Source organism: Pseudoalteromonas sp. SCSIO 43095 (assembly GCF_023650455.1).
In the GTDB taxonomy this organism is placed as follows: domain Bacteria; phylum Pseudomonadota; class Gammaproteobacteria; order Enterobacterales; family Alteromonadaceae; genus Pseudoalteromonas; species Pseudoalteromonas tetraodonis.
This window is the reverse complement of sequence record NZ_CP087995.1, coordinates 1773366-1785357: the sequence shown is the minus strand read 5'-3', so window position 1 is coordinate 1785357 and position 11992 is coordinate 1773366. Positions and strand designations below refer to the sequence as shown.

The 11992-nt window shown below is 40.5% G+C and carries 10 protein-coding genes; 9 read left to right on the top strand and 1 reads right to left on the bottom strand.

Features of this window, described 5'->3' with window-relative positions:
- Positions 1-49: 49 nt before the first annotated feature.
- From LOC50_RS08420 to ccoG, 9 genes are all read left to right on the top strand, one after another.
- On the top strand, positions 50-1177 hold the full coding sequence (locus LOC50_RS08420; RefSeq protein WP_036983082.1) for a M14 family metallopeptidase: 1128 nt from the start codon (positions 50-52) through the stop codon (positions 1175-1177).
- 373 nt (positions 1178-1550) lie between these two features.
- Positions 1551-3053 carry an alanine/glycine:cation symporter family protein gene (locus LOC50_RS08415; protein ID WP_036983081.1) on the top strand — a complete coding sequence of 501 codons (1503 nt, stop codon included), beginning with the start codon at positions 1551-1553 and terminating at the stop codon, positions 3051-3053.
- 123 nt (positions 3054-3176) lie between these two features.
- Positions 3177-3503, top strand: coding sequence for a hypothetical protein (locus tag LOC50_RS08410; protein ID WP_013464606.1), 327 nt, complete (start codon positions 3177-3179; stop codon positions 3501-3503).
- Position 3504: 1 nt separating this feature from the next.
- Positions 3505-3786: a YeaC family protein gene (locus LOC50_RS08405; protein WP_013464607.1), complete on the top strand. Its 282-nt coding sequence runs from the start codon at positions 3505-3507 to the stop codon at positions 3784-3786.
- Positions 3776-6460, top strand: coding sequence for a DUF349 domain-containing protein (locus LOC50_RS08400; RefSeq protein WP_036983079.1), 2685 nt, complete (start codon positions 3776-3778; stop codon positions 6458-6460). The genes LOC50_RS08405 and LOC50_RS08400 overlap by 11 nt, the downstream gene beginning before the upstream one ends.
- A gap of 101 nt (positions 6461-6561) precedes the next feature.
- A complete protein-coding gene (locus LOC50_RS08395) occupies positions 6562-7116 on the top strand; it encodes a YceB family lipoprotein (protein ID WP_024601178.1) in 555 nt (184 codons plus the stop codon).
- A 64-nt stretch (positions 7117-7180) separates the two neighbouring features.
- Complete coding sequence (locus LOC50_RS08390) at positions 7181-8482, top strand: ABC1 kinase family protein (RefSeq protein WP_036983077.1); 1302 nt, start codon at positions 7181-7183, stop codon at positions 8480-8482.
- A gap of 55 nt (positions 8483-8537) precedes the next feature.
- Positions 8538-9956, top strand: a complete 1419-nt coding sequence (locus tag LOC50_RS08385) for a sigma-54 interaction domain-containing protein (protein WP_036983075.1) — start codon at positions 8538-8540, stop codon at positions 9954-9956.
- Positions 9957-10109: 153 nt separating this feature from the next.
- Positions 10110-11492, top strand: coding sequence for a cytochrome c oxidase accessory protein CcoG (gene ccoG, locus LOC50_RS08380; protein ID WP_033102667.1), 1383 nt, complete (start codon positions 10110-10112; stop codon positions 11490-11492).
- A 44-nt stretch (positions 11493-11536) separates the two neighbouring features.
- Here the strand turns inward: ccoG and LOC50_RS08375 are convergent, their stop codons facing one another.
- Positions 11537-11944, bottom strand: coding sequence for a hypothetical protein (locus tag LOC50_RS08375; protein ID WP_036983074.1), 408 nt, complete (start codon positions 11942-11944; stop codon positions 11537-11539).
- Positions 11945-11992: the final 48 nt, after the last annotated feature.

Here is an 11992-nt window from a genome sequence, read left to right as displayed (position 1 = left end):
GCTAAATGCCTTAGTCAAAGACACACAGTTAACTAATAGGTTTGTTGTAATGAAAATCAGTAGCAATTTCGACAGTGGTAATATTAAAGTTATTGAAGCCACCGATCCGTTAAATATTCAGCTAGAAATTAATAAAGATCATCAGTCTGAGTTTTATCAGTGGTTTCACTTTCGTCTTGAGACAACGCCTTATCAACTTCATCAGTTAAATATTAATAATCTTGATAAGTCTGCATACCCTGATGGTTGGGTAGACTACCAAGCTGTTGCCTCATACGACCGTCAAACATGGTTCCGTGTACCGTCTTCGTATGAAAATGGCACATTAACATTTGAGCTTGAGCCTGAGTGCAGCAGCGTTTACTTCGCCTACTTTGCACCTTACAGCTACGATCGTCATTTAGACTTATTAGCATGGGCGCAAAGTCAAGAAATTTGCCAACTAGAAACACTAGGTCAAACGCTTGATGGGCGTGACATGAGCGTGCTTAAAATTGGTCAGCCAAGCGCCGATAAAAAAGTAATTTGGATCACTGCTCGTCAACACCCAGGTGAAACAATGGCAGAGTGGTTTGTAGAAGGCTTAGTACACAAGCTACTTGATGATGAAGACCCACATGCAGCAGCGTTACTATCAAAAGCGGTATTCTATGTAGTGCCAAACATGAATCCAGATGGCAGTGCACGTGGTCACTTACGTACTAATGCTAAAGGGGTTAATTTAAACCGTGAATGGCAAACACCCAGCATGGAAAACAGCCCAGAAGTTTACTTAGTGCTTAATAAAATGCGCGAAGCCGGCTTAGACATGCACCTAGACATTCATGGTGATGAAGCCATTCCATATAATTTTGTTGCCGGTAGCGAAGGCATACCAAGCTATGATGCACGCCTAAAAGGCCTAGAGGATAGCTTTAAAGCCGCGCTTTTAACTATTACTCCAGAATTTCAAGATACGCATGGCTACGATAAAGACGAACCAGGTCAAGCTAATTTAACAGTAGGTTCATCAGCCACAGCAGAAGAATTTAAAGCACTAACTTACACAGTTGAAATGCCATTTAAAGATAATAATGACTTACCCGATCCAGATTATGGTTGGTCAGATCGTCGTTCTTATCAATTTGGTCAAGATACCTTAGCAGCCATTGTTAATGTTGTAGACGACTTAAGATAAAACGTTTGCTTTAAGGGTATCAATAAATATTGATACCCTTTTTATTTTAGGCTAAACCAACTGTATTAAAAAATAAAAATCATTTCCCACCACAACACTAAAACGTTTCAATATACCTTCTCGACAGATTTAATACCATATAGTCTAAATCAATTCCCACTCAGTTAAACCTTGTCTTAGCAGGCTCAATATAAATCAACAATGAGTTGTTTTGAAAATTAACTGTTAACAACATTGGGTACTTAAGTTAATATCGATTGAGCAATAAGAAAAACGGAAAAGATTACCCCCTTATTTCGTAAAGCTTATGACAGGTATTCTGAGTGGCAGAGTATGGTAATTAATAATAATAAATATAACTGTGAGGATGTTCATGGAAGCTTTTGTAAGCGCCGTTAATGATGTTGTTTGGAGTGATGCACTCATCTATTTATGCCTAGGCGCAGGCTTATTTTACTCCGTATTAACTCGATTTGCTCAAGTTAGACATTTTAAAGAAATGTGTAAGCTATTATTTAGCCCTAACACCTCAGAAAAAGGCATCTCATCTTTTCAAGCTCTTGCTGTTTCATTATCTGGCCGAGTAGGGGTTGGTAATATTGCCGGTGTGGCAGCCGCAATTGGTTTTGGTGGCCCTGGCGCTATTTTTTGGATGTGGGTTGTTGCTTTTTTAGGTGCAAGTACTGCATACGCGGAGTCAACATTAGGTCAAATTTATAAATTAGAAGAAGACGGCCAATACCGCGGTGGCCCAGCGTATTATTTTGACCGTTGTTTAGGGCAAAAGTGGCTAGCTGTATTATTTGCTGTGTCGGCAATTATAGCGTGTGGGGTTTTCCTGCCGGGCGTGCAAGCAAATGCTGTGGGCAATGCATTTACTCAAGTATTTGGCGATGGCACTATGGTGTCTACAAGTTTTGGTGACGTAGGCAGTTTTAAACTGGTTGCGTTGGCCATTATTCTTATTGTTTTAGCCTTTATTATCTTCGGTGGTATAAAGCGCATTGCTAATTTTACGCAAATTGTAGTGCCATTTATGGCGCTTGGTTACATCGTACTGGCCTTAATTATCGTATTTTTAAATATAGACAAAGTACCAGGCATTTTCTCGCTCATTATTGGTGATGCATTTACAGCTCAAGCAGGCTTTGGCGCTGCAATTGGTTGGGGTGTTAAGCGTGGTATCTATTCTAATGAAGCCGGTCAAGGTACAGGTCCTCATGCGGCGGCTGCGGCAGAAGTTGATCACCCTGCACAGCAAGGGTTAGTGCAAGCTTTTTCTGTTTATGTTGATACACTTTTTGTATGTACAGCAACGGCATTAATGATCTTAATGACGCAGCAATACAATGTAGTCGGCACTTTGCCAGAAGGGCAATTCATTATACAAAATGTCGATGCGGCAACTGAAGTGGGATCAGCAGCATTCACCCAAATGGCGTTGTTTAGTGTATTTGGAAGCTTTGGAGAAGCGTTTGTAGGTATCGCTTTATTCTTCTTTGCTTTTACCACCATACTGGCCTATTACTTCATTGCTGAGACGAATATCGCGTACTTAAATCGCTACTTTAAAGGAAGTATTCCGCTTGTAGTGGTAAAACTTATGATTATGTTTATGGTAGCCTACGGCATGGTTAACAGTTCCGGTTATATATGGACTATTGGCGACATAGGCGTTGGCTTAATGGCGTGGATCAACATATTGGGTATATTAGCCATTTTCTTTGTCGCTAAACCGGCCTTAACATGTTTGAGTGATTATGAAGACCAGAAGAAAAAAGGTGGCAAAATCACATTTGACCCAGTTAAGTTAGGGATTAAAAATGCTACCTTCTGGGAAAAGCGCCTTGAAAAGCAATCAAAAGACGCTGAATAAACAGTTCCCAATAACCTAATATCATCTATTGGGTTAAATTCAAAAAAGACAAAGAGCAATAAAACAAGTACAATGAAAAGCGCCGAAAGGCGCTTTTTTTATGCGTAGTATGGAGAGAGATGTATGGCGATTATTCGTTGCCCCAAATGTGCAAAATCAATTTCAGATAAACATTCGCAGTGTCCACATTGCCAAAGTAACGTTGCTGAATTAAATGCCGAGCAAGTTCAACAACTTCAACGTGAGCAGCGAATTAAAAAGCAGCAAATGTTTATGAACCACTCCTTTTTAGCGCTGATCTTATTTTTAGGTGGCTTCTTTTGTTTGTACTTCCTACAACCTCAAGAAAAAACACTTCAGTGGTATGCGTATACCTCGGCCATTGGCATCGGCTGTATTTGGTACCTTATTAACCGTATTATTTTAGTGACTCTGAAAAAGAAAAAATGACATGAATATTGACAACCTAGTACAGAATATTACTCCAGAATTATTTGAGCGCTTACAGTATGGCGCGGCAACGGGAAAGTGGCCAGATGGCACGCCTTTATCAGATGAGCAAAAGCAACAAACAGTGCAACTAGTGATGTTGTACCAAGCAAAAGTAGCACAATCAAACGAGCAGTTTACCATTGGTGCAAATGGAGAAATGATCCAAAAAACCAAAGCGCAACTACAAAAAGAATTCAAATCAGATAACGAAATAGCTAGGTTCAGTGAAAATGATCTTTAAACACCTTTTTACACCAAAATGGAAACACCCGAAGCAACAAGTTCGTTTAGATGCGATTGAAAAACTTGATGTGGTACGTGACGTAACAATTTTAAGCACCTTAGCCCTTGAAGACTCATCGGCTGAAATCCGTCGTAAAGCACTGCAAAAAGTAAACGACTTACCACTGTGGTGGAAAGCTTACAAACAAGATCAGGCATTGAAAGATGTTGCTGAACAACAAATCTCATCGGCTGTATTAAACAGTGAAAGTAGCTTATCGGCGCAGATTAAAAATGAGTATATTGAACGCTTTGCACCGGTTAAAACCCTTGAAAAACTAGCATTTGCTGAAAAAGAACTGCAAGTGAGAGTTAAGCTATTAAAACGCCTAGCTAACCCAAAGCTGATTGAAAAAGCCTTTAAAGAAGCAAACGAAGAGCTGCAAAAACAGTTAGTTGATTTAGTCATTACTCAGCAGCTAACTAAAGCACTGTTAAAGCATGCTCAAGGTGAAGCCAAAGTTGTGCTAGAAAGTCATCTTGAAAACGAGCGTTTAGCGCTTGAAATGCCATCGCAAGTTGAAAACGCAACCCGTGTAATTTTAGCAAAGCTTAATGCATTGCGTGATAAAAATGACTACGCCATTGTTAACTCACAGGCTGCAGAACTCATAGCGCAGTGGCAAGCTCTTGAATTAAAATGGCTAAGTGAAGAACATGTAAAAACCCTTGATGCCAAATATATATCAATTACCGATAAGCTTGATGCTCACATTGCAACTTTAAAAGCGCAACACGAAATAGAGCAGCAGCGTTTAGTGCAGCAACAACGTCAAGTGTTAGCATTAGCAACGTTAGAAGCGCTGAGTGAAGAAATTGAAAATGCATTGCAACTTGGATTAGAAACCCCAGAGCAAATTCAGCAAGATTGGCTTAATGCAAAAGTAGCACAAGCAAAAGACACATTAGATAAAACGCAACTAATGGCTGATCAGCAATCAAAACAAGTGATTAATAAGCTTGAGCAACTATTTTTACAAGTTGCCAAGTTACCTGAGCTAACCGCGGCGATTAAAGAATATAAAATTGCTTACAATGCGCTATGCGAAATAAAACCCGCCGAGCAGCTCAGTGATTACGATCAACAACTTAGTGCTTTTAATCATACATTTAAAGAGGCACGCGGCCATTTAGCTGTACTTAGCAATGATTTACAAGCGTCGTTTAAAACCCAACTTAATGCCCATAAAAAGCAATTTTTAGCTGCAATGAGCGAACTCACTAAGCCGCTTGAAAAAACGCAAAGCCAAGCTAAACGTAAGGCACGTGATGTTAAACGTTTAATTGAAGAAGGGCGCTTTAATGTTGCATTTGGTGTGTTTAAAGGCTTTGAAGAGTTATTTAACGAATTGACCGAGAAATATCAACAACCGCTGGTTAATTTAAAAGCAGACCTAGAAGCGCAATTAGCCGATGCTAAAGATTGGCAAAAATATGCGGCCGCACCAAAACGTGCAGCACTTTTAGAAGAAGTAACAGCGTTAGTTGATGAGCCGTGTAACGATCCGCAACAGCGCGCTGATCACGTTAAAGTACTTCGCAAGCGTTGGAACGAACTTGGACGCCTTGATACAGAGCAAGAGAAACAACAGGGCAACGAGTTCGATGAAAAAATTGAGCTTTTATTTGCTCCTTGTCGCAGCTACTTCGCTGAGCAAGAAGTGCAACGTGAGGCAGCAAAAGCAGAGCGCGAGCAATTGATTGCTGATATGCATGCATTGCATTTACAAGCGACAGGGGATGCTGATTTAGATTGGAAACAACTAGAAAGCAACTATAATCGTTTGCAAAAGGCATGGCGAAGTGTGGGTAAAGTTGACCCGAAAACATACCGCGTGTTGAACGAGCGTTATAAGGCAGAGCAGCAACAGGTTGTAGCGTCACTTAACGCGTTTCATAAAGGCAATGCTGCACTTAAAAATGAGATCGTTGAACAAGCACAGCAATTATCACAAAGCGATAATTTAGCAGATGCTTGCCAACAGCTAAAACAGTTACAGCAACAGTGGCAAACCATAGGATTTGCAGGTTTAAAAGCTGAAAACGCATTGTGGCAAAAATTCCGTGAGTTTAATGATGCAACATTCACTAAACGAAGCGAAGAGTTTGAACAGCAAAAGCGCGAACAAAGCGAGTCAGATAAGCTGGCAACAACTGAGCTGAATGAGCTTGAAGCAGCATTAAATAGTGTAGAAGGTAAAGCCCAATTACTTGATTTACAAACCAAAGTTAAAGGGTATACACAGTTTAAATCGTTAACCCCTAAAGTGTCTGCTTTGTTATCAGCCATAGATGAAAAGCTGACAGGCTTAGCGGCTAAAAATGAGCAAGCTAATTTAGATGCTTTATTTGTTGCACTTGAGAACAACGAGCCAGTCCCGAGCCAATTTAATGATACAGTTAAAACAGCATTGAGCTGTGAGCAGCTGCTAACGCGTATGGAAATACTTGCGAGCGTAAGTTCGCACAACTCAGCGCAAAGAATGGTAGAGCAAGTAGCCATGCTTGATGATAAGCACCGTGGCGAACACGCTGATTTAAATTATTATTTAAAGCAGTTATTAGCACTCAGCGAGGGTTCAGTTACAGCTGACACACTAGCAAGATTAAAAGTTATTTTTGCTGTAAAGTAAGCGCAATTACTTTTATCAACTAAAATAAAAAAAAACCGCTATTCAAGCGGTTTTTTATTATGGCTACTTACTGCCAAGACGATTAATAAATAGGGTTTTGCATGAAAATTTTTGTTTTTATTTCACTATTATTTTTAACTGCCTGTAACAGTACGCAGGGTATTTCGGTTTATTCATTTACAAATTCAGAGGTTGAGTCGTTACTAAATAAAGAGTTACCTAAATTAAGTGAAAAAGTTAGCCTGATGGGCTTACCTGTGCAGTTTGATGTGAATGATTTAAGCGTTAATATTGGCCCAGATAATAGTGATTATGTTTTATTAGGTGCTGATTCTAGCGCCGAAATTAATGCTTTTGCGTTAAAGTACCCAGTGCGCTTAAAGCTGCAAATACAGGGCACCCCTTTTTATGACAGCGAGAAAAAAGCGGTATTTTTACGTAATGTTAAGTTACTCGACTCAAGCATTGATGCGGGTGGCTTTAAAGGTAATTTAGAAGTGCTGGATAACGAGGCCATGGATGTAATGAATGCCTTTTTAGCCGTTAACCCCGTTTATAAGTTAAATATGAACGATCCTAAAATGGCATTATTAAGTAATTTACCTTTAGATTTAAAAGTAGTAGAAGGCGCTATTAAGCTAGTCCCTCGGTTATAATTTAGATCTAATAAGCGTAATAAAACGTATTAATTGACCTTATTATTAATAGATTAGGTTAATTATGGCTAATGAGCGATCCGTTCCCACCTCTCGACTTTCACGATTTGCAAAGTTAGGCTCATTGGCCACCGGCGTTGCCACAAATATGTTAGTGGGCGGTGCCAAAAGTGCGCTTAGTGGTAAAGGTTGGGATAATAAGAGCTTATTACTCCAGCCGAAAAATATTGAAAACTTAGCCACTCAGCTGTCGCATCTTCGCGGTGCGGCAATGAAGCTTGGGCAGTTACTTTCAATGGATGCTGGCGACTTATTAACTCCCGAGCTTGCGCAGTTACTGTCTTTGTTACGTGCCGATGCCAACCCAATGCCACATAAGCAATTAGTGAGCGTGCTAAAAGAGCAATGGGGGGATGACTGGTTATCGCGTTTTTCTCATATTGAACTAAGACCGTTTGCAGCTGCATCAATTGGGCAGGTTCATTTAGCTTATATAGAAAATGGTGATCAATTAGCCGTTAAAATTCAATATCCAGGTATTGCTAAAAGTGTGGTAAGCGATGTGGATAATGTGATCACTTTACTTACTTTATCGCGATTATTACCTAAAGAATTGGATATAAAACCCTTAGTTGAAGAAGCTAAGGCACAGCTATTAGCTGAGGCTGATTACACCCTAGAAGCACAGTATTTAGCACGTTACAAAAACCTGTTAGCAGATAACGCGCATTTCAAAGTCCCTAGCGTGTATCCTCAGCACAGTACTGCGCAAGTGCTAACCATGGAGTATGTAGATGCCAAGCCTATAGAGGGCATTACATATTTACCACAATCAGAGCGAAGCCGAGTTGCTGAACAACTGATTGATTTATTTTTTAAAGAAATGTTTGTCTTTAATTTAATCCAAACCGACCCTAACTTTGCAAATTTTCATTACCAACCTGAATCACAAAAAATAGTATTATTTGACTTTGGTGCCACACGCGAAATTACCCCAGCACTAAGTAATGCCTACCTAGCTTTATTTAAAGCTGGTAGTAATAATGATCGTGAAGGGGTGCTCAATGCTGCCACCGATATTGGTTATTTTAAAGATTCGCTCAAAGACAATTACAAAGAAAAAGTGATTGATTTGTTTTTAATGGCCTGCGAGCCACTGCGTTATCACGGTGAGTTTGATTTTAAAAACAGCGAGCTTGCTAGCAATATTAAAGATGCTGGCTTGCAGTTAAGCGCACAGTCACAGCAATGGCATACGCCTCCTGTTGATGCGTTGTTTATTCACCGTAAGCTAGCGGGCTTGTATTTAATTGCAGCACGGCTAGAAGCAAAAATAGATATTAAGGCATTATTTAGCCATTACTAGGTGCTAAAGCAGGAGAGAATTGGCATAATACTCGCGATATTTCGCGAGGTCTGCAATGATAAAAAACTTTTTAAACGATCCTACTTTATTACTTAATGCGGTAGGTGAGGGCATATACGGATTTGATTTATCTGGTAATGCGGTATTTGTAAACCCAGCCGCAGAGCGAATGACGGGTTGGACGGCCGAAGAATTGCTGGGTAAAAAAATACATCAATATCATCATCATAGCCATGCCGATGGCACGCCTTATCCTGCCGATGAATGCCAAATTTACTGCACCATGTTTGATGGCAAACGCCGCGAGGTTAAAAACGAAGTATTTTGGCGTAAAGATGGCAGCGCCTTTGCTGTTGAATATACCTCCACGCCTGTTTATAAAAATAGCCAGCTTATTGGTGCCGTGGCCGTTTTTCGCGATATATCAGCGCAGCAGCGAACCCAAACCGCGCTCCAAGATGCTTTAGCGCAAGTAAAGCATTTAAGCGAGCAGCTCAAAGATGAAAACGACTACCTTACTGCCGAGCTAAATCAGGATTGGCAAGACTCAGGGCTTGTAGGGCGCAGTGATGTATTTCAACGTATGTTGCAGCAAATACAGTTAGTGAGCGAAACCGACAGTACGGTGTTGATACTTGGCGAAAACGGTACTGGTAAAGAGCTGGTGGCGCGTAACTTACATAGATTAAGCAAGCGCAATGAGCAGGCGTTTATAAAAGTTAATTGTGCGGCGTTTACCCCTAGCTTATTAGAATCGGAGTTGTTTGGACACGAACGAGGCTCGTTTACCGGCGCAAATGAGCGACGTAAAGGGCGTTTTGAACTTGCTGATAAGGGCACTTTATTTTTAGATGAAGTGGCAGAGCTGCCGTTAGAGTCACAAAGTAAATTATTACGAGTATTACAAGAGCGCGAATTTGAGCGAGTAGGGGGCAGCCAAACCCTAAAAGTCGATATTCGTATCATTGCTGCAACCAATCGTAACTTGTGGGAAATGGTACAAGCAGGGCAGTTTAGAATGGACTTATATTATCGTTTAAACGTGTTCCCTATCAAAGTGCCAGCACTAAAAGAGCGAAAAGAAGATATACCTTTTTTATGTCAAAACTTAATTGTGCAAATAAACAAGCGGCTAGGTAAGCAATTACAGGGGTTAAGTAACAAAGCTATTAGGCAACTACAGGCCTATGACTGGCCCGGTAATATCAGAGAGCTGCAAAATGTGTTGGAGCGAGAAGCTATTTTGTCTACACAGCCCACGCTGCAGTTAAGTCAGCCGCTAAAAGCGGGTGATGCGAGTACTGTTAACCCAACGCTTACACTAGATGAGGCGCAAAGGCAGCATATTATCTCCGTACTGATGTTATGTAACTGGAAAATTGCAGGCGAACAAGGCGCGGCAAATAAGCTGGGCTTACCTGAGAGTACGCTTCGCTCAAAAATGCGAAAATTGGCAGTGCAACGCACACCTTAACTCGCGATATATCGTGCATGTCGTTAAATGTCGCGAATTTTTGCTTGGGTAATTTGTGTAAAATCAAAAAATATCAATAAGTTAAATTAGCTTTCACTGTGGTCTGAAAGTTGCAAAAGCATACTTAATACCCGTCACTATTAAGTAAGTAGCATGAAGTTTGATATTAAAGAAGAAGACATGATCATTAAGCCCTACAAAGAAGAAGGGCCGATTTATATACGCGAGCAAAAAGGGTTTTTTCAGCGTATACGCCGTAATTTAGGCTGGCTGCTAATGCTCAGCTTTATCGCCATTCCTTGGATTCAATATAACGGTCAGCAAGCGGTTTTATTGGATGTGGCCACCCAAAAGTTTACTATTTTTGGCCTAACCTTATTACCTCAAGACTTTATGATTCTCGCCATGCTATTTATGGTGGGGGCGTTTGCGTTATTTTTTGTGACCAATTGGCTTGGCCGTGTGTGGTGCGGCTATACTTGCCCGCAAACAATTTGGATGTTGATGTTCTCTTGGGTGGAACAACGTATTGAGGGGACGCGTAACCAACGTATTAAGCTTGATAAAAGCCCATGGGATATTACCAAGTGGCGTAAAAAAATTACTAAGCACAGTGCATGGCTGGTTATTTCACTCTTAACTGCCACTTCTTTTTTAGCGTATTTTATTCCAGCTAAAACCTTATACCTAGAAATGGTTAATTTTGAATGGTCTGGGATCACTAGTTTTTGGGTGTTTTTATTTGCATTTTGTACCTATGGCAACGCAGGTTTTTTACGAGAAAAAATGTGTACAGTGGCGTGTCCGTATTCGCGCTTTCAATCTGTGATGTTTGATAAAGACACGCTGGTGGTAACCTATGATAGCGAACGAGGTGAAAACCGCGGCCCACGTAAACGTAAAGCCGATCCTAAAGCGCTTAATTTAGGTGACTGTGTAGACTGTAACTTATGTGTTGAAGTGTGCCCTGCTGGGATTGATATTCGCAATGGACTGCAATATGAATGTATTAACTGTGGCTTATGTATTGATGCCTGTGACGATACCATGGATAAGTTTGGCTACGAAAAAGGCTTAATTAAATACGCCAGTGAAAAGCAAATGGCGGGGCAAAAAACTAATCCATTTAGGCTCAAGTTAGTGGGCTATGGCGCTTTAACTGCGCTGTTAATTATTTCTATGTTTGCTTGGATGCTACAACGTACGCCTATCGAAGCCTCTGTCCTTAGAGACAGAAACGCACTGTATCGGGTAAATTATGAAGGGTTAGTCGAAAACCCTTATACACTCACCATCATTAACAAAACGCAGCAACCTTTGCATTATTCTATTTCAATTAGTGGGTTAGAAGGTGCGAGCTTGCAAAGTCCTAACGCCGTGTTGGTAGAGCCAGGGTTGATGAAAAGTGTTCCTGTAACGGTTACTGCCGATGGATATGATATACCCACGAAGGTGAGTAAGCTGCAGTTTAAAATCACCGCACAAGAGGACAATAGCATTTCTATTACTAAAGAGAGTCAGTTTTATAAAAACTAGCCCATTTGGTTTTTCGTTGACTATGCCTCGGTCGTGTCATTGATTTACTCGGCTGAGGTAAGCTGACTTTTTATAAACGCTTTAGCGCTTGGCAAGTCATCAAATAAGCAATCTTGTAAATGAGCGTCACGACCTGAGCTGTGCATAATACGTTTTAGTTGCCTTATGGCTATGGGAGAGGTGAGTATAAAGGCACTCATTATGCAATTATTTATCCCCATTGTTTGGCTAACATCGATCATATTTTTTTCAGCGTCAGGGGTGGCGGCCACAACGTCAGGCGAGTGGCTAATATAGCCCCAAGGTTGATGTTTAAACGTTGCAATGGTGTCTAACAGAGCGGCTTTAAAGTGATTTAATAACTCAGGGTTTAAGTTGCCTTTAAATTGCGCAATAACAATATTACCCTCAACATAAAAACTGTAACTGCCGTAATTATTTTTAAATTTCAATAGCCGCTCCTTTGTCTAGACCTTATTATGTGCTGATGGATACCATAA

What these genes read in the sequence shown, in the direction of transcription:
- LOC50_RS08420 (WP_036983082.1), top strand. Translation starts at nt 50, where the DNA reads ATGAAAATCAGTAGCAATTTCGACAGTGGTAATATTAAAGTTATTGAA.
- LOC50_RS08415 (WP_036983081.1), top strand. Translation starts at nt 1,551, where the DNA reads ATGGAAGCTTTTGTAAGCGCCGTTAATGATGTTGTTTGGAGTGATGCA.
- LOC50_RS08410 (WP_013464606.1), top strand. Translation starts at nt 3,177, where the DNA reads ATGGCGATTATTCGTTGCCCCAAATGTGCAAAATCAATTTCAGATAAA.
- LOC50_RS08405 (WP_013464607.1), top strand. Translation starts at nt 3,505, where the DNA reads ATGAATATTGACAACCTAGTACAGAATATTACTCCAGAATTATTTGAG.
- LOC50_RS08400 (WP_036983079.1), top strand. Translation starts at nt 3,776, where the DNA reads ATGATCTTTAAACACCTTTTTACACCAAAATGGAAACACCCGAAGCAA.
- LOC50_RS08395 (WP_024601178.1), top strand. Translation starts at nt 6,562, where the DNA reads ATGAAAATTTTTGTTTTTATTTCACTATTATTTTTAACTGCCTGTAAC.
- LOC50_RS08390 (WP_036983077.1), top strand. Translation starts at nt 7,181, where the DNA reads ATGGCTAATGAGCGATCCGTTCCCACCTCTCGACTTTCACGATTTGCA.
- LOC50_RS08385 (WP_036983075.1), top strand. Translation starts at nt 8,538, where the DNA reads ATGATAAAAAACTTTTTAAACGATCCTACTTTATTACTTAATGCGGTA.
- ccoG (WP_033102667.1), top strand. Translation starts at nt 10,110, where the DNA reads ATGAAGTTTGATATTAAAGAAGAAGACATGATCATTAAGCCCTACAAA.